Origin of the sequence: Gorillibacterium timonense (assembly GCF_001457415.1) — a bacterium.
Taxonomy (GTDB): domain Bacteria; phylum Bacillota; class Bacilli; order Paenibacillales; family NBRC-103111; genus Gorillibacterium; species Gorillibacterium timonense.
On sequence record NZ_LN881722.1, the window covers coordinates 622,854 to 641,195 of the forward strand.

The 18,342-nt window shown below is 56.4% G+C and carries 16 protein-coding genes; 9 read left to right on the top strand and 7 right to left on the bottom strand.

Translation table 11 applies throughout. From position 1 onward, the window contains the following. Positions 1–44: 44 nt before the first annotated feature. Positions 45–2,066 (top strand): transketolase, encoded by a 2,022-nt coding sequence (tkt, locus tag BN2684_RS07315; RefSeq protein ID WP_058301483.1) that lies wholly within the window; start codon positions 45–47, stop codon positions 2,064–2,066. Between the two features lie 298 nt (positions 2,067–2,364). Here tkt and BN2684_RS07320 read toward each other — a convergent pair whose 3' ends face one another. Next, complete coding sequence (locus tag BN2684_RS07320; protein WP_316245506.1) at positions 2,365–3,693, bottom strand: NAD(P)-binding domain-containing protein; 1,329 nt, start codon at positions 3,691–3,693, stop codon at positions 2,365–2,367. Between the two features lie 301 nt (positions 3,694–3,994). Between BN2684_RS07320 and BN2684_RS07325 the strand changes: the two genes are divergently transcribed. The 4 genes from BN2684_RS07325 to BN2684_RS07340 all read left to right on the top strand — a co-directional run bounded on the left by BN2684_RS07325 (position 3,995) and on the right by BN2684_RS07340 (position 8,562). Beyond that, positions 3,995–5,350 (top strand): glucose-6-phosphate isomerase, encoded by a 1,356-nt coding sequence (locus BN2684_RS07325; protein ID WP_058301484.1) that lies wholly within the window; start codon positions 3,995–3,997, stop codon positions 5,348–5,350. Between the two features lie 294 nt (positions 5,351–5,644). Then, positions 5,645–6,568, top strand: coding sequence for a helix-turn-helix transcriptional regulator (locus BN2684_RS07330; protein ID WP_058301485.1), 924 nt, complete (start codon positions 5,645–5,647; stop codon positions 6,566–6,568). 148 nt (positions 6,569–6,716) lie between these two features. Then, positions 6,717–7,286: a GNAT family N-acetyltransferase gene (locus BN2684_RS07335; RefSeq protein WP_058301486.1), complete on the top strand. Its 570-nt coding sequence runs from the start codon at positions 6,717–6,719 to the stop codon at positions 7,284–7,286. 97 nt (positions 7,287–7,383) lie between these two features. Beyond that, a complete protein-coding gene (locus BN2684_RS07340; protein WP_058301487.1) occupies positions 7,384–8,562 on the top strand; it encodes a winged helix-turn-helix domain-containing protein in 1,179 nt (392 codons plus the stop codon). Positions 8,563–8,650: 88 nt separating this feature from the next. Here BN2684_RS07340 and BN2684_RS07345 read toward each other — a convergent pair whose 3' ends face one another. The 3 genes from BN2684_RS07345 to BN2684_RS07355 form a co-directional block, all read right to left on the bottom strand. Beyond that, entirely contained in the window at positions 8,651–8,971 is a 321-nt protein-coding gene (locus tag BN2684_RS07345) for a hypothetical protein (protein WP_058301488.1), read from the bottom strand. Between the two features lie 152 nt (positions 8,972–9,123). After that, positions 9,124–10,893 carry an ABC transporter ATP-binding protein gene (locus BN2684_RS07350; RefSeq protein WP_058301489.1) on the bottom strand — a complete coding sequence of 590 codons (1,770 nt, stop codon included), beginning with the start codon at positions 10,891–10,893 and terminating at the stop codon, positions 9,124–9,126. Then, complete coding sequence (locus BN2684_RS07355) at positions 10,890–12,644, bottom strand: ABC transporter ATP-binding protein (protein WP_058301490.1); 1,755 nt, start codon at positions 12,642–12,644, stop codon at positions 10,890–10,892. The genes BN2684_RS07350 and BN2684_RS07355 overlap by 4 nt, the downstream gene beginning before the upstream one ends. 232 nt (positions 12,645–12,876) lie before the next feature. On the opposite strand from BN2684_RS07355, the gene BN2684_RS07360 reads away from it, so the two are divergent. The 3 genes from BN2684_RS07360 (at position 12,877) to BN2684_RS07370 (ending at position 15,794) form a co-directional block, all read left to right on the top strand. Continuing rightward, entirely contained in the window at positions 12,877–13,509 is a 633-nt protein-coding gene (locus BN2684_RS07360; RefSeq protein ID WP_058301491.1) for a YigZ family protein, read from the top strand. 217 nt (positions 13,510–13,726) lie between these two features. Next, on the top strand, positions 13,727–15,481 hold the full coding sequence (locus tag BN2684_RS07365) for a PAS domain-containing sensor histidine kinase (RefSeq protein ID WP_058301492.1): 1,755 nt from the start codon (positions 13,727–13,729) through the stop codon (positions 15,479–15,481). Between the two features lie 91 nt (positions 15,482–15,572). Beyond that, positions 15,573–15,794: a DUF1128 domain-containing protein gene (locus BN2684_RS07370; RefSeq protein WP_058301493.1), complete on the top strand. Its 222-nt coding sequence runs from the start codon at positions 15,573–15,575 to the stop codon at positions 15,792–15,794. On the opposite strand, the gene BN2684_RS07375 is transcribed toward BN2684_RS07370, so the two are convergent. Continuing rightward, on the bottom strand, positions 15,767–16,198 hold the full coding sequence (locus tag BN2684_RS07375; protein ID WP_058301494.1) for a hypothetical protein: 432 nt from the start codon (positions 16,196–16,198) through the stop codon (positions 15,767–15,769). The two genes, BN2684_RS07370 and BN2684_RS07375, sit on opposite strands and share 28 nt — an antisense overlap. Positions 16,199–16,410: 212 nt before the next feature. Here BN2684_RS07375 and BN2684_RS07380 point away from each other — a divergent pair, with 212 nt between their 5' ends. Then, a complete protein-coding gene (locus tag BN2684_RS07380; RefSeq protein WP_058301495.1) occupies positions 16,411–16,764 on the top strand; it encodes a helix-turn-helix domain-containing protein in 354 nt (117 codons plus the stop codon). Between the two features lie 107 nt (positions 16,765–16,871). Here the strand turns inward: BN2684_RS07380 and BN2684_RS07385 are convergent, their stop codons facing one another. Together BN2684_RS07385 and BN2684_RS07390 are read right to left on the bottom strand one after the other, a co-directional pair. Then, on the bottom strand, positions 16,872–17,813 hold the full coding sequence (locus tag BN2684_RS07385) for a hypothetical protein (RefSeq protein WP_058301496.1): 942 nt from the start codon (positions 17,811–17,813) through the stop codon (positions 16,872–16,874). Then, positions 17,803–17,994, bottom strand: coding sequence for a hypothetical protein (locus tag BN2684_RS07390; protein ID WP_058301497.1), 192 nt, complete (start codon positions 17,992–17,994; stop codon positions 17,803–17,805). The genes BN2684_RS07385 and BN2684_RS07390 overlap by 11 nt, the downstream gene beginning before the upstream one ends. Positions 17,995–18,342: the final 348 nt, after the last annotated feature.

The window sequence follows — 18,342 nt, forward strand, 5'->3', positions numbered from 1 at the left end:
ACAGGGTACAATGATTAAACTAAGATACAGGAGGTAGCTAGTTAATGGCGACTACTACAAACAATCTTCTGGAGAAGCTGGCTGTAACCACGATCCGCACGCTTGCCATCGATGCGATCAACAAAGCCAACTCCGGACATCCCGGCATGCCGATGGGGTCCGCTCCGATGGCGTACGAGCTGTGGACGAAATTCATGCAACACAATCCGGCAAATCCGAAATGGTTCAATCGCGACCGCTTTGTCTTGTCCGCAGGTCACGGCTCCATGCTTCTCTATAGCCTGCTGCACTTGACGGGATACGATCTCCCGCTCAAAGAGCTGCAAAACTTCCGCCAATGGGGAAGCCTGACTCCTGGACATCCCGAGTACGGTCACACCGCCGGCGTGGACGCCACGACGGGTCCGCTTGGTCAAGGCTTTGCCATGGCCGTGGGGATGGCAATCGCGGAAGAGCATCTTGCCGATACGTACAACAAGGACGGCTTCCGGGTCGTCGATCACTATACGTACGCCATCTGCGGCGATGGTGACCTGATGGAAGGCATCAGCGGCGAAGCGGCTTCGCTCGCCGGTCATCTGAAGCTGGGCAAGCTGGTCGTGCTGTATGACTCCAATGATATCTCGCTCGACGGTGAGCTCAACCTGTCGTTCTCGGAGGATGTCGCGAAGCGCTTTGAAGGCTACGGCTGGCATGTGGCCCGGGTATCAGACGGCAACGACCTGGCCGCCATCCATCAAGCCATCGCGGAAGCGCGCGCCGATTATCGGCCTTCCCTGATCGAGGTGAAGACGATCATCGGGTACGGCAGCCCGAACAAATCCGGCAAGGGCGGCGAGCATGGGGCGCATGGAGCACCGCTCGGCGCAGAGGAAGCTCTGTTGACGAAGCAGTTCTACGAATGGCCGGGCCAAGAGGACTTCTATATCCCGGTTGAGGTTCAGGAGCATTTCGCAGCTGTGAAGAACCGCGGCATTCAAGTGGAAGCCGAATGGACGAAGCTGCTTGCGGCTTATCGTGAAGCTCATCCCGAGCTGGCCGCCCAATTGGAGCTGGCGATCGCGGGCGAATTGCCGGAGGGCTGGGATTCCGAGCTGCCGGTATACTCTCCCGCCGACAAAGCGGTCGCTTCCCGCGTCTCCTCGGAAAGCGCGCTGAACGCCATCGCCAAGAACTATCCGATGCTGGTCGGCGGTTCCGCTGACCTCGAAACGTCTACCAAAACGGGCATCCGCGTATCCGGCCGGATGTCGGCGAAGGATTACAGCGGCCGCAACATCTTCTTCGGCGTTCGCGAATTCGCCATGGGTGCGGCGGTCAACGGCATGACGCTGCACGGCGGAGTCAAAGCCTTCTCCGGCACGTTCTTCGTCTTCTCCGATTACATGAAGCCGGCGATCCGCTTAGGCGCGATCATGGGCATTCCGGCGATTTACCTGTTCACGCACGATAGCATCGCCGTCGGCGAAGACGGTCCGACGCATGAACCGATCGAGCAGCTTGCCGGCTTGCGCTCCATTCCGGGCCTCACTGTCTTGCGTCCGGCGGACGGCAACGAAGTGAGCCAGGCTTGGGCCTATGCGGCCTCCAACCAAGGCGGACCGGTCGTGCTCGTCTTCACCCGCCAGGCGCTGCCGAACCTGGAAGGCTCGGCGGAGAAAGCGGCTGAAGGGCTGCGTCGCGGCGCTTACGTGCTCTCCGATGCTCCGAACGGCAAACCGGTCGCGCAGATCATCGCAACCGGCTCCGAAGTGGCGCTTGCGGTTGACGCTCAGAAGAAGCTGGCCGAAGAAGGCATCCAGGTTCGCGTCGTCAGCATGCCGAGCATGGAGCTGTTCGACAAGCAGCCGAAGGAATACCGCGATTCGGTCATTCTTCCGGACGTTCGCGCCCGTGTCGGCGTAGAAATGGCTTCCTCGTTTGGCTGGTACAAATACATCGGCCTCGATGGGGACACCGTGACGATCGATCACTTCGGTGCATCCGCTCCGGCCGGCGTCGTTCTGAAAGAATTCGGCTTCACGGTGGACAACGTGGTCGCCAAGGTGAAGGGCGTTCTCCGCTAGGGAACTTCCTCTCGAACAACAATAAACAGCACTTCAGGTTAGATGGATGAATCTAATCGGGGTGCTGTTTTTTCATGCTGTTTGTGATGGCAGACAAACCTCAATTTGCGGGTACGTTTATTCAAAATGAGGGGGTATGGCAGCGTCTCACTCTCCTCTTCATGTATCTGCCGCTTGCCTATATCTCCATCCGACAAATCCTTTTTCTTTCGAAATAACGGGTTCATCGTAAAAAATGCGGGGAACAACACTCCGTTCGGAGCGCTGTTCCCCGCATCCATTCCGTTGATGATCGGCTCTAGCGGTTTTGTAGAATTCCGTTGATGTACTCGACTAGGCGCACGCGGATGACCGGAGCGAGGCCGGACATCATGCAGCCGTAGCGGAACTTCCCGGAGCCCTCTTCCTTTTCCACGCGGATGATCTTGGCGGTGATGGGAGGAAGGGAGGCTTCCTCCGGGAAATGGACCACGACGAACATATCGTGGGCGAGCGGATAATCGGTTACGATCTGCAAGCCGTCTCCCGATAGATCCTGAAGAGTGACTTCGATGTTCTGCCCGGAGAAAGCTCCTTCGAGCTGCCATTGGTAGACGGACATCTGCAGGCGAATGCCGAGGTTGATCCGCTCGGTCCGCCGACGTTCGGCAGCTGTCGCGATAACGCCGCTGTCCGCTGATTTCGAGGCGTGACCGACCGGCTTGCCGATCCAGTCCTCGTAACACTGTACCACGGAACATAGATCCAAGGGACCATTGCCCTTCGACAGCCCCATCTGATACAGCGAAGCCGCGTTGTTCAGCATGGGGGAGGGAAGCTGGAAGCCGGCGGTTTCGCGCATGGCGAGAAGAAGGTCCTTCAGCATGAGCTGCAATGAGAACTGCACGTCGAAGTTTCCGTCGATGATTTTGCGGCCCTTGAGGTCGGCCTGCTTGCTTGCGGCGCCCCCGGCTTGGACGATCTCCAGGAACTTGCCGAGATCGAGATCGGCTTTCGAGGCGAAGGCCATCCCTTCGGCCAATGCGGCAGAGTTGATGCCGACGATCAGATTATGGGCAAGCTTGGTGTAGGAGCCGGCCCCATTGTCACCCATGTGCAGAAGCTTTGAGCCAAGCACCTCGAACAGATCGCGGTGCTCGTCCATCGTATCGGCGCTGCCGCCGACCATGAACACCAGCTGCCCGCTCTCTGCAGCCGGCTTGCTGCCGGTTACGGGGGCGTCCAGGAAGCGGGCGCCGCGGGCTGCCAGCTCATCCGCCGCGCGCCGGCTCGTTTCTGGAGCGACCGTGCTGCAGTCGATCACGGTGAGGCCGCTGTCGGCGCCGTCCAGAACACCATTTACGCCGAGGAGGACTTCGAGGAGAGCTGAATCATTGCTGACGTTCGTGAAGAGCACATCCGACTCCCTAGCGGCTTCCGCCGGCGTAGCGGCCCGTCGGGCTCCCGCTTCCACCAGGCTGTTCGCTTTGTCCGCCGTTCGGTTATACACGGAGAGGGGATAACCCGCTCTCAGTAGATTCAGCGCCATCGGTTGTCCCATGGTGCCGAGTCCGATAAAACCAACCCGTTTTTGCTTCAATCGTAACACCGTCCTTTTCCCTTCATCATACCATTGTGCCAGCGGGATGGAAACGGCCTCGGGGAGAGGAAGAAAGGGGCGGTTCCATCTGTCGGAGAATCAGGCGAAATGTGAAGGGGAGCACTTGCAATTCCCACCTTTTGAAAGTATTCTTATGTGTAGTCAACATGCGGCAAGGGCACCCGTCTGCCTTTCCCCCACTTGGATTCGCCGCGATCGGGGAGCTTACGGCATAGGCCAGCAACGATTGATCACGTTCATACTCGGCAATGCCCGCCTTCGAACAACCAACAAGCTTTCGCTCACGCGGACGATTCCGATACTTTATCGACATAGGAGGATTTCTCACATGGTCAACAAACTTCATTTCGACTATTCCAAGGCGCTTGGCTTCATCGGCCAGCACGAGATCGACTACCTGGAAGGAGCCGTGCGCGTGGCGCATGAGCAGCTCCACAACGGTACGGGAGCCGGCAGCGATTACCTCGGCTGGATCAACCTTCCCCTTTCTTACGACAAGGAAGAATTCGCCCGCATCAAGAAGGCGGCGGAGAAGATTCAATCCGACTCCGAAGCGCTCGTCGTCATCGGCATCGGCGGCTCGTACCTCGGCGCACGCGCAGCCATCGAGATGCTGACGAACAGCTTCTACAACCTGCAATCGGGCGAAGCTCGCAAGACGCCGCAGATCTTCTTCGTCGGCAACAGCATCAGCTCGACCTACGCCACCCATCTCATTCAACTGTTGGAAGGCAAGGACTTCTCCGTCAACGTCATCTCCAAATCGGGAACGACGACCGAGCCTGCGATCGCATTCCGGATTTTCCGTGAATTGCTTGAGAAGAAGTACGGCAAGGAAGAAGCGCGGAAGCGCATCTACGCAACGACCGACAAAGCGCGCGGCGCTCTCAAGAAGCTGGCGGACGAAGAAGGCTATGAATCCTTCGTCATTCCCGACGATGTCGGCGGCCGCTACTCCGTACTGACACCAGTAGGCCTTCTGCCGATCGCGACGGCTGGCATCAACATCGACGAAATGATGCGCGGCGCGTCCGATTCCATGATGGATTTTGCCAACCCGAACCTGCCCGAGAACCCGAGCTATCAATATGCGGCTGTCCGCAACGCTCTGTACCGCAAGGGCAAGACGACGGAAATTCTCGTTAACTACGAGCCGTCCCTGCACTTCGTCTCCGAATGGTGGAAACAGCTCTTCGGCGAAAGCGAAGGCAAGGATTACAAGGGCATCTACCCGGCATCCGTCGATTTCTCGACCGACCTTCACTCCATGGGTCAGTTCATTCAGGAAGGCAACCGCACCCTGTTTGAGACGGTCATCCAAGTGGAGAAGGTTCCGGAGGAAATCGAGATTGGCGTGGATGCCGACAACCTGGACGGCCTGAACTTCCTGGCTGGCAAGACGATGGACTTCGTCAACAAGAAGGCGTTCCAAGGTACGATGCTCGCCCACACGGACGGAGGAGTGCCCAACCTGATCGTGACGATTCCGGACATGACCCCGTACACCTTCGGCTACATGGTCTACTTCTTCGAGAAGGCTTGCGGCGTGAGCGGCTACCTGCTCGGCGTGAATCCCTTCGACCAACCGGGTGTCGAAGCGTACAAGAAGAACATGTTCGCTCTGCTCGGCAAGCCGGGATATGAGAAAGAAAAGGCGGAGCTGGAAGCCCGCTTGAACGACTAAGCTATAGAAGCTGAACAAAAGAAGGAAACAATGGAGGAAGTGCCGGAGGGAATTTGGAAGTGGAGGAGTGCTAACGTTCGCCTTTGTTTTCGGATTTCATCAGCGACTTATTCATTCAAGGAATCCGAAAACAACAAGTGATCGGAGCTCCAAATCTCCCGCAGGTACGGCCCTACCTCATTCGTAACATTCTTAGGTTCAGCCCATATAAAACACGGACAAAAAGCCTGCCTGCGGAAAAGAGATTCCATTCCGTTAGGCGGGCTTTTCTTATCCCAGATAACAGGTGAAGCGATGAAACTGGATCGGCTGCTTGGAATCACCATCTACATGCTCAATAGAGGGAAAGTGAACGCTCGGCTCTTGGCGGAGAAGTTCGAGGTTTCTCAGAGAACCATTCAACGAGATATGGAAGCTTTGAATCTAGCCGGGATTCCGGTCGTCTCGACTTATGGAACGGACGGCGGCTATGAAATCCTGGATACCTTTCGGATGGATCGCCTGCTTGCGGATGACAGCGATTCCTCTTTCATCCTGACCGCGCTCAAGGGGCTGGCCACAGCCTACGTGAATCCCAGGCTCGAATCCGCCTTGGCCAAGGCGCAAGCGCTCCATAAGGGAAAACCGGGCGCAGCCGACCTCATCCTGGATTTCAGCGTGTTGCGCGAAAATCCTGAGACGCAAGAGCGGCTATCCATCATTCGCGAAGCCATCGCTCGGAAGAGTGTGGTTGCTTTTGACTATGCCGGCCAATCCGGCCTTTGCCGCCGCCGCGAGGTCGAACCCGTGGTGCTGACGTACAAATGGTATGCCTGGTATCTGTTTGCCTATTGCACGGATGTGGAAGATTACCGCTTGTTTAAGCTCGTCCGCATGGACAAGCTGAGCGTCACCCGTAAGCAATGGCAACGCGAGCATGACGAGCCCGAGCGGCTCCTGGCTCGTCACACTTCGGCGGAAAGCGGCCGATATCTGGAGTTGAAGTTGCTGTGCAAGGCGGAGGCGAAGTCGGCCGTGCTCGAATACTTGAACGGTCGGGTCGAGGTGGAGGGCGAGAACGGGGAAGTCATCGTTACCGCCCGGGTTCTGGAGGAGGAACGGGTCTGGTATGGGATGCTGGTGGGCCTTGGCGGGAAGGTGAAGGTGCTGGAGCCGGAACGGATCAAACAGAAGCTAAGAGAGACGGCGCACGATATTTTGGCTGTTAATGGGGAATGACGACAAGTTGTTGTCGGCATTCCTCCGTTAAGATAAGGGCAAACGAAGCGATTCAACCCAAATCGTGAGGGATGTTTCGGCGTCAATGAGTATGGAGAAGATGCTGAACCCTCGGTTATGGATAGAAAGCTTACGAGGAGGAGCCCCTATGCAGAAGAATGCCCTTTATGAGAATTGCCCGGTCTACGATACACAGAGGTTTCGGCTGAGACTGGTTACCGAGGAGGATGCCGAGGATTTGCTCGCCTGCTATTCCGATCTGGAAGCATCCCGGTTCTTCAACAGCGACAACTGCATTTGCGATTTCCGGTTTGACACGCTGTCGGATAGGCAAGGCTGCATTCGGCAGTGGCTGTACGAGTACGGAGAAGGGCATTACGCTCGGTTTGCGATCGTCGACAAGCTAACGGCCAGAGCGGTTGGAACCCTGGAGATCTTCGCTCGCGAGGATCGGCCCGGAAGTGCAGAGCGTGTCGGCATTCTCCGGTTAGATCTTCTGTCTGCTTTCGAGCGGAAAGAGGAGATTGCGGACATTCTGACAACTGCGATGGCTATCTTTTATCCCCTTCTCGGATTTGGACATCTCCTCACGAAGGCCATTCCGGAGGCGGAGGAGAGGAGACAGGCCTTGAATGAGCTAGGATTTGTGCCGATCCCCGATTCCATACCCATGCCTTATCCACATTACTTTATAAGACCAAGTACGCTGCCCGCTTAAAACCGTGGTCTCCGCACAACTTCCTCTACCCATTTACGCGGATTCCTATCCACACGATTAGGGCCGACGGCGTACTAGAAATGAGGATGAATAAGAGATGAGCGCGATTTCTTTTTCAAAGGAACAGGCCGGAAGGTTTCTGCTTCTGAAGCACGGCTTGCTGGGAGAATACCGGTTTATGGGGAAGGAGGGTGTTTGCCGCTTTGTCCGTCAGGCCGGCTGCATCCAATATGACCCGATCGATGTGTGCGGGAAAAATGCGGAGCTAGTTCTGCAGGCGAGGGTGCCCGGCTTCACCAAAGGCATGCTAGAGGAGCTGCTGTATGAGGACCGGAAGCTGATCGACTATTTCGATAAGAACATGGCCATCATCCAAGCGGAAGACTGGAAGTATTTCTCGCGGACTCGGGAGGCCTACGGCAAGAACGGCCGCAGCCGCGACAATGTCGATCGGGTGAAGGAACAAGTGAAGCAGCGGATTCGAGACAAAGGGTATGCCTGCTCCAAGGATATCGATCTGAAGGAGACGGTGGATTGGTATTGGAACTCAACCTCGCTTGCCCGGGCGGCGCTCGAATCGTTTTATTTTCGCGGAGAGCTGATCGTTCATCACAAGAAGGGCACGATGAAGTATTACGGGTTGGCCGAGGATTACCTCGAGTCTTCGCTGCTGACGGCTCCCGATCCGAATGAATCGGAGGACGATTACTTGAAATGGCAGGCTGAGCGGCGAATCGGGTCGGTCGGTCTGTTATGGAACAAGGCATCCGATGCGTGGCTCGGGATTAGCGGATTCGGGAGTGAAGCGCGCAACCGTATCTTTTCGTTGCTGGAGGCCGAGGGGAGAATTACCGAATGCTCGGTTGAGGGAATGGTGGAGCGATTCTATATCCGGAAGGAAGACAAAGCTCTGGCAGATCGAGTTCGATCGGAGACCTCGCTATTCGGGAGGCTGGAATTTCTCGCCCCCTTGGACAACCTCCTGTGGGACCGGAAGCTGATCAAGGCCATCTTCGGTTTTGATTACAAATGGGAGATTTATACACCGCTCGCACAGAGAAAATTCGGGTATTATGTGCTGCCGGTTCTCGACGGAACCCGGTTTCTGGGCAGGATCGAAATGACGGTGGACAAGAAAAAGAAGGAATTGACGGTCCAGCATCTTTGGCTGGAACCCGAGATGGAGCTGACCGATGCCGTTCAGCGACGTCTTCAAGAACGTCTCACGAGGTTCGCAGAATTCCATCAATGCCGCACGATTCATTCGCTTCTCTAAACGTGAGCCAAGCTTCTGTGTACGGTAGAACCGTTCCCGGCGGCTTGGTCTGTGATGGTGCTCAGGGCTTCAGGCTCTCCCGCTTCTCTTACAGCGACTTGATCTTGCGGACGATTTCGACTCGCATCACCTTGAGCTCCCATACCTTGCTCCTGAGCTCCGCTTCCCGTTCTCGGTCCTGCTCGCTTCGCAGCTCTCCGAAGAGCTCCAGCATCTTGACGTTGATCTGGTCGAACATCCTCCACAGGTCCTGCCGCAGGAGATCCGCCGTAACCGAGTTGAAATGCTTTTCACGAGCCAGAAAACGCTGCTTCAGCTCCGCCTGCCATTCCGAATCGCCGAGAGCCAAGGCATAATTATACAGATCGAGATGGTCATTAATCCAAGCCTGCTCATAAGGATCATACATGGATGCGTCGCCTCCGTTTTCTTTCGTTTATACCGAGTATTATACTAGGTATTTATGGAATTACAATGGGTAACCGTAAAACCTGCAAAAAGAAAAACGTCATCCTTGAGGGGATGACGTTTTTGTTTGAAGATAAGGAATCGGGACTGAGTTTACCCGAGTGACGGCGGGGCTTCCTGATTCCACAAACGGCGCATCTCCTCGCTCGTGGAGAGAAGCTCCTGAAGGGTTCCTTCGGCTTCGATACGGCCGTCCTTCATAAGCACGATTCGATCCGCGCGGGAGAGTACGGCAGGCCGATGCGAGACGACGAGGCAGGTCGCCTGCCGCCGTTCGAACAACCGCTCCCAAAGAATCTGCTCCGTCTCCACGTCGAGCGCGCTCGAGAGATCGTCGAAGACGAACAGCTCGGGATCACGGACGAACATGCGTGCCGCCGCTGTCCGCTGCGCCTGACCGCCGGACAGCTTCACTCCGCGCGGACCGATCTTGGTCTCGAGCCCTTCGGCAAGAGCGGCGACATCGCGCTCCATGACGGCTGAACGGATGGCTGTGTCCAGCTCCTCCGGAGTTGCAGCATGGCCGAGCAGGATGTTGTCTTCGAGCGAATCGCTGTATAGACGCGGGGATTGCGGCGTATAAGCCGAGCGCGGCGGGATGAAGAAAGCGCCGGGATCGTTCACCGCATCTCCGTTCCAGCGGATCTCGCCCTTATCCTTGGGCAAGAGGCCGAGGAGGGTACGGATGAGGGTGGTCTTGCCCGAGCCGATGCGGCCCGTGATCACGGTGAAGGAATGGCGAGGCAGCACCAGGCCGATATCGGCGATGCCCCGGTCGCTGTCCGGGTATCGGTACGAAAGCCCCTCGACGCGCAGCTCCTCAAGCTGATCCTCGGGTCTAACCTGCGGCGTGGGAATCGCAGGAAGCTCTTCCCGCAAATAGAGCGGATGCGGCTCGGTCAGCCTCTCCGGCGGCGCATCTTGAAGCAGCTCCGTGAGCCGGTCCTTGGATACCGCGCATTGCTTTAGGTCGGTGATGAATTTGCCGAAGTTTTGGATGAACTGGGTGACGAAGGTCAGGTAATAGACGAACAAAGCAAAATCTCCGACGGTGAAATCGCCGGTGCGCATCTGGCTGGCGGCAAGAATGAGCACGAGGCCGGTTCCCAGATTCACGGTGTTGGAGAAGGTCGAGTCCAGTAGCTGAGTGAGGACTTTGTCCTTCAATACGGACATGCGACGCTTCTCGCCAAGTTCACGGAAGCGCTGGATGACGCGTTCTTCCGCACCCGCCACTTGAATCGCCTGCACGGTGTTGAACATCTCGCTGATCGCGCCGGTTACCTGGCTCGTCGCTTCACGGCTTGCTGCGCGATATTTCTGAAGCAGCGTGGTCGCCAGTTGGGCGATAGTCACGACCACCACCAGCGGCAGGAAGACCCACAGGGTGAGCTGAGCGTTGATCTGAACGAGGATAGCGGCGGCCACGCTCGCAAACGCGACCATGCCGAAGGCGTCCACGGACCAACTGATGGCCTCTTCTACATGGTCCACATCGTCGCGGAAGGTGCTGATCGCTTCTCCCGGAGAAACCGGAATCGCCTTCGCTCCCGGCTCCTTCAGGATGTGGCGCAGCAGGTTATGCCTTAGCAATGCCCCGATGCGGAAGCGGAAATGAACGTCGGTCACGAACCCCATGGCGATGAACAGGCAGCGGGCGACGGAGGCTCCGAACATCAAAGCGATGACGGCGGGGAGTCCGAGCCGGTAGCTCTCGCCCTGCGTCAAAGCATCGAAGAACATCTTGGTGACGATCCCGGGCAATACCGGGGTGAGGTATACCATCGTCCAGGCGAACAAATTGGCGAAATAAATCATCGGCCGATAGCGGAATAGCCGCCATAGAAACGAAAATGTGCTCATTCGGACAACTCCTCCTCTCCGGTGCTTAGGATGTGGCTGAAGCGCGATCCGGGATCGTCGGCGAGTGCTTGACGCGGACCGTGCTCGATCATGTGCCCGTCTTCGAGGATGAGGATGTCATCCACCCGGCGCACGGTGGCAAGCCGGTGAGCGATGATGATGCAGGTACGCTCCCGGACGAGCCGGTCGATAGCCCGGACGATCTTCTGTTCCGTCGCGGGATCAAGCTTCGAGGAGGCTTCATCCAGGATCACGACGCCAGGATCACTCAGGAACACTCGAGCGAAGGCGAGCAGTTGGGCTTCCCCGGCGGAGAGGCCGCCTCCGTTCGAGGACAGCGGGGTATCGAGTCCGCGCGGCATTGAGGCGAGCCACTCTTCCATGCCGAGCTCGCGGAGAATGTCTTCGATGCGGCTGTCCGGTATCGCTTCATTGTAGAAGGTCAGATTGTCCCGCACCGTCCCTTGGAAGAGCTCGATCTGCTGCGTGACCATGCCGACATGGCGGCGAAGATCCTCGACGCGGAATTCCCGCAAGTCCCGCCCGTCCAGCGTAACGACTCCCTCGCGAGGGTCATGGAATCGCAGGAGAAGCCGCGCGAGTGTCGTCTTGCCGCTCCCGGTGCGACCGAGAACGCCAAGGCTTTTGCCGCGTTCCAGCGTGAAGTCGATGTGGTTCAGGGTGACGAGGTCCTCCTCATAGCCGAAGACGACCTGGTCGAAGCGGACCGTGGATGGTCCTGCCTCCGGCGGGCTGCCCGTTCCGTCCTTGATGGTTGATTCGGTCGCGAGCAGCTCTCCGATTCGGGTAATGCTCGCGTCCGCCTTTTGCAAATCCTCCATCTGGGTACGAATCTGCTCGATCGGCCGCGACAACTGTTCCGTATAATAAATGATCATGTAGACCGTTCCGAGAGTAATGGCTCCGTGTCGATACAGAGAGGCGCTGACGGCGAACGCCATCGCGGTGCCGAACGCAAAGAGAATGAGCGAGGTGATCCACATGGAAGCAAAGCCCATGAAGGCCTTGAAGCGCAGCGGAAACCAGCGGCGCATGATGCGATGGAAGCGGTTCATGACGAACCCTGCGGCTCCGTTGGCGCGAGCGTCCTCGGTGCCTTCCAGATGCTCGCCCAGGAAGCCGAAGAATTCGGCGCTGATGGCCCGGACTTTCGTCCAGAGCGGAGCTGTGTAGCGCCGGACATATTGTAAGGCGCTGATCGCGGCTCCGACAAAGACGAGCATGACGAGCCCGATCTGCCAGCCTTCCCGGAAGAGCAGGATCAGGATGCCGATCACAAGCGCGAGGTTCGATAAGAGCATGACGGACAGCTTCGAGAAGAAGTTGGACAAGGCGTTGATGTCCCCGTCCACCCGTTCGATCAGCATACCCGAGGAATGGGCCTTGTGGAAGCTGGGATCGAGCCGCAGGCAGTGCTCGGCAACATCCTCGCGCAGCCGATTGGTCGCCGTCCAGCCGACATTTTCGCTCAAATAGGTGGTGATCAGGATCATGAGCTGGTAGATAAGGGAGATGCCGATGAACAAAGCACCGGCGTAGTATAGCTCCCGAACCTCCGCTTTCGCCTGTGCCGAGTCGATAAAGTGGCGGATGATCTGGGGATTGACGAGCTGCATGGCGATGGAGGCAATCAGCAGACCGTACAGGAGTGCGACACTTTTCCATTGCGGCTTCAAGTAACCGGAGAGGAGCCTGAGATAACGGCTGAGTGGAATTTTGACGGGATTCATAAGTGCACCTTTCGTTCTTCAGAGTCGATAAGCTTGAAACAGGGGATGAATCCGAAAAAAAGGGGAACGGATGATCGGTTTCCGGTTTCTCTTCGATAACTTTAGTGGATTCGGAAGATCGAGTCAACGGACTTTTTCTCTTTAGTGGAGTTTTCCCTCGAGTGCTTCATTTTGCTGCGGCGCGGAATGCCGTGCTACAATGGATCAAAATTGGCGAGAAGGAGCAACAACCATGCTGGACAGCTACAAAACCGTGGAGCGAAGCGGCTCTGCGGAGATTGTCATCCGAAAATCCCGCTTCATCGGACACGCCCGGCCTGTGGCGACGGAGGAGGAGGCGCTCGCGTTTATCGCGGAGATCAAGAAGGAGCACAGCGCGGCGACCCATAACTGCTCCGCCTATGTGATCGGTGAACGGGACGAATACCAGAAGCAATCCGACGACGGGGAACCGAGCGGCACGGCAGGCAAGCCGATCCTCGAAGTGATCAAGCATCAGGGATTGAAAAATGTCGCGGTCGTCGTAACCCGTTACTTCGGCGGCATCTTGCTCGGTGCGGGGGGGCTCATTCGGGCCTATACCGACGGAGCGGTCGCCGGTCTTGCCGCGGCGAAGCCGGTGCTGCAGGTGCTGCATCGCGATGTCTACCTGGAGATCGACTATACCTGGCTCGGCAAGGTGGAGCATGAGCTGAGAGGAAGAGGGACGCTGCTTGGGGAGACGTCTTTTGCCGACAAAGTGACGCTTCACTGCCAGCCTATTACCTCCGAAGCGGACGCGTTTGCCGCTTGGCTGACGGATATCACAAGCGGTCAAGGAATCGTGGCCCTGGGAATCGAGCATTATGTGACGAAGGAGGTATAGGTGGGAAAAATACTCCTAACGATCGACAAGATTTGAAAGCGACGGGGGCAAATCTTGATGGAATCTGTTGGAAAAAATTAGTAGAAGTGGTAGGGGCGATATTGTATCATGGATAAGGTGGCATGTTGTCTCTAAGGAGAGGCGGCTTTGCAGGAATTGGCCGGTCCGGATGCTCAATTGAAGGCTCTGGATTCAATTCGTGAGAAGGGAATGTCAAATGGAACAGGGAAAGAGTCGCTACAGGATGTCCGCAAGCAGGCAGGAGCATCGATTGAACCTACTGGGAGCAAATCCGGACGTAAGCCCGTCCTCTATTCCGTTTGATGGTTCCGGAGATTCCGCGAGCGGCGGCAGAGAGGAGCCATCATCCAAGCGCCAACTGGAGTTGACGGTCAGGAACCGGGAGCTGGCCAGCGCGAATAAGGAGCTGGAAGCCCACAACCGCGAGCTTTTGCGCCGCCTTGCCGATATGAAAGCCGCGAACCGGGAGTTAGCCAGCCGCAATGCGGAGCTCATCATGAATGAGGCGAAACGGGACAAGGATAGCGCCCACATGTGCGAAAAGCTTCAGCAGTGGTCGCAGTGGTACGAGAACTGGAACGAGTGGATGGAGAGCGCTAAGATCGGGACCCTGTTTTTGGACATGGAGCTGCGGATTAAGCAGTTCAACTCCTTGATGAGCAGTGTCATCGAACTGAATGCCGAAGATATCGATCGTCCTTTCGGGCAATTGGCTCATACGCAATTCGAAGAGGGGTTGTATGCGGATATCCTACGGGTAGCCACGAGCCTGAAGCCGCTCGAGAGAGAGTTGAGGAGCAAATGCGGGTGTTGGTATAACCTGATCATCCTGCCCTACAGCTCGCGGGACAAGCAGCCGAGTGGAATTGCCGTCACGCTGGCCGAGATCACCGATCTGAAACAGGCGACTACCGAATTGTTGAAGCTCTCCTATGCTGTTGAACAGAATCACAGCATCATTCTCATCACCGACACGGAAGGCTTCATCGAATATAGCAACTTAAAATTCACCGAGCATATCGGATACACTCCCGAGGAAGTGCTTGGGCAGCCGGTGGCGGGCTTGCATCCGGAGGAGATCAGCGGCACCGCCTTCGGCGACATCTGGAATCAGGTGATGGAAGGGAATCGCTGGGCCGGAGAAATCGAGATGATCCGCAAGGATGGAGAGCGATTCTGGGAAGGGGCTACGATCCTGCCGATCAAGGACCGGGAGGGAAAGATCATTCATGTGCTCAAGATGTCTCAGAATATTACCGACCACAAGACGGCGGAGGAGCTCTTGCGCAAATCCGAGATGCTATCGGCCATCGGACAGCTTGCGGCGGGAATCGCTCATGAGATCCGCAATCCTTTGACAGCGCTGAAAGGGTTTACGAAGCTGCTGGAGAGGGGCGTGACGAACAAAAACAAGGATTACACCCGAATCATGGGCAAAGAGCTGGAACGGATCGAGACGATCATCAACGAATTTCTCGTGCTAGCCAAGCCGCAGGTTTGGAGCTTTGAAAAGAAAAGCATTCCCGATATCCTGAAGGATGTGCTCATGCTGCTCAAGCCGGAGGCCCTACTTGGCAATGTGGAATTGATCACCGACTACGATTCCCGATTGAAGCCGATCTCCTGCGTGGAAAATCAATTGAAGCAGGTCTTTCTCAACATTCTTAAGAACAGCCTGGAAGCGGTACCACAGGGAGGGGTCATCAAGATCGAAGCCGGTCTATGTGAGGATGAGTATCTCTTTGTAAGGATTGTGGACAACGGCTGCGGCATTCCGGAGGAGAAGCTGGCCCGCTTGGGCGAGCCGTTCTATTCGACCAAGGAGAAAGGAACGGGACTCGGGCTCATGGTCAGCTTTAAGATCATTGAGAACCATCGAGGCGCTTATACGGTCAAAAGCGGACCGGGCGGGGGCACGTCGATGGAGATTCGACTGCCCTTCGAACGGTGAGATCGGGTATAATCAAGGCGTTATGGGAACCATGGGTTTTGAGTTGAAGGTGTACAAGCACCAAGAATGAGGACGCAAAGGGGAAATTCCAATGGATTTGACGAAAGCTTCGAAGGAAAACGTAGAATACATGATCGAACAGGTTAAGCAAAAGCTGAGAATGGCATCGGGAGCGGCGATCCGCGCTGAGCATTTCGATGAGAGCCGCTATGAGGAGCTGGTCGAGCTGTACGAGCATGTGGCGGGCAAATCGACCTTCAGCGTCAGTGAAATCGACGCGATCGTTCAGGAGCTTGGCCGGCTGCGCAAATGAATCTTTTCTCGGCTCAGAGCGGCTTCGATCCTCTCCTGCAGCCCGGTAAGCTTGGCGAGTAGATTCAGAATCTGCCCCGGCTTAGGAGAATGGGGAAGAACGTAATCATAATGCTCCGAAACGTACCAAACGGTTCGGAGCAGGAGCTCGTCGGTTAACGGAAGCTGTCCGTTGTCCGATGCCGTCTGCAGCAGGGCCGCCTCGTAACCGGGACCTTTCAGCGGCAGCGCATTCCTTTCTTTCATATAATAGGCTTCAAGCAGCAGCCGGGCTGCCTTGGCGGCGTACGACAGGCTTGTCTTGGACATCTTCTGGTTGGCGAAGCTTACAGCAGTCTCCAAATGCAGACGGGAATCCTGGATTAGCGAGTCCGCGGTGAATGAGGCTTCAGTCGAGTTCTCCATGATCCGATCTTCCTTCTGCCGGCCTCGTGCAGCGAAAAGGCCTATCCGATATCGAGGGTTCCGGCACGGCGGAGGGACTCCTTTCGTGAGCAGATTCTCCTATTATACATGAAAATAGGATTTTAACATATCATTTCGTGACTCTATAATACTCAATTACCTATTTTTACTGCTTGCCTTCTTCTCTACACTTTCTCTATAGTGGGGTGTAGATGATGCAGAAGGACATTTTGAAATTGGTTGGACACCGGGTGAGAGACCTGCGCAAGGAAAGAGGCTGGTCCCAAGAAGCTCTCGGAGAAAAGGGCGGCTTTCACTACTCCTATATCGGTCAGATCGAACGTGGAGAGAAGAATGTCTCGCTGCTCAATCTCGTCAAAATTGCGGACGCGCTCGAAGTCGGCGTTCCCCAGCTCTTCGCTTATCTGGATGACGAGGAGAAGTATATAGGCTCGGAAGCGGACCTGCAGGAAATTGTGAAGACCCTGCGGACCAAGAAGCCGCATCAGGTTCGAATGGCAAGGAACGTCGTAAGAGAATTGGTGAACGAAACGTACGAGGTATAAAGAAGCGACAAACGCCCGGTGCCATGGACATGCACCGGGCGTTTGTCATATGCAGGGGAGAGCGCAAGCGGTATCGTCTATTTGAGGGCGAGCTGCGCTTCATCGGGTTATCTTATCAAAGCCTGAACTTCCGGGTCATGGGCATAACGCGATTCAGCGATCTGGGCGACACGAGCGGTTAAATTCGGGTATTCCCATCTCGCGTTCGACAGCATGCCGCACAAGCGGATAAAGCGGTCGCGCGGCAGAGCGATCGCATAATCGCCAATCAAGTATTCGCAGGCGCTGAGATTGGTTTTGGAGCGGAGAGCGGCGCTTGCGACATTCGTGAGCAGCTCGGTCCCATAGCTCAGCTTTTCGATATCGCTGCGGAAGCGAAGCGCGTAGTCGAGAGACTTTTCGCGGATCAGCGTCCGGTTGACCTTGGAGACCTCCCACATATAATGAACGAACAGCTTGCTGTATTTGCGGGGGACGACGCTTTCCAGCTCCAGGTCCATATCCTTGCGGAGAACAAACCGGCCGAGGCAGATGATCTTGTTGTACCGGATTCGGTCTTCCAGCACGAATACTCCGACTTCGCGCAGCTTTTCATAGCATTCGCGGTATCGGTCGGCTTCGTAATCCGCTTCGGCTGCTTTCTCATCCGCATCCAGGCCGTCGGCGATCTGAGGGCTTTTCTCGACAAGCAGCCGATGCAGCCGGTAAGGAGCAAAGATGCCCGAGTAGCGGCGCAGCAAGAGCCCGTAGCCGACGAGCAGACCGGCGCCGAGAAGGGCAGTGGCCGTGCGTTGAACCGCGTTCGGGGATAAGTAGACGGCGCTTATCGCGGCAGCCGTCAAGAGCAAGGCCTCGACCGCGGTGCGGAACCGGGCTTTGCCCGCTCCGATCCGGGCGAGCGGCTTCAGGGTTCCGCTTCGCTTACAGGAGGAGCAAACCGGACCGCGCAGCGACGTAAAGGACCCGCATTTGTCGCAGTGGCGCAGCCGCTCATAGCGGTATTTCGTGACCAGCGGCTTGCTGAAATGAGCGGCGATCTTATCGTTCATGGGGAGACCTCCCCTCGTTCAGCCATTCGATCAAATCGGTATCCATGACTTCCGGAGGTGGAATTTCGCGCTTGCGGCGGCGAAACCGCAAGGCCTTGACGAGCACATAGACGGCCAAGATTCCAAGGATCAGATAGGGGGGCCACGCCTCCGCAGCCAGCAACCCGTAAGCTTTCATCATTTGTCGAGCCCGGGCTTGTGCCTGGCTCTTCCTCCTAGCTAGAAAGGTATGGAAATTTCGATAGGGGAACGGTATGATTACAGATAAGTTGATCCCTTTACCCGGCCTGACGCGCTTTGGCACGGGCGGGTCCAACGGCTTAGGCGAGAAGGGTCACGTAGTATGCGTTCAACCCTAGTCATGTGGTTTTCTTTTGGCGCGTTAATGAATATGAAAAGGGTGCGGAAACCACGGTGATTGAGTTGTATGCGTACTAGCGGTGGAGCTTTTTGTAAGTTTTCCTGTTTTCCAGTAGAATGGACGCAGGGATACCCACAATAGGACGTTTTTCCCTGCGCCAGATGTGAT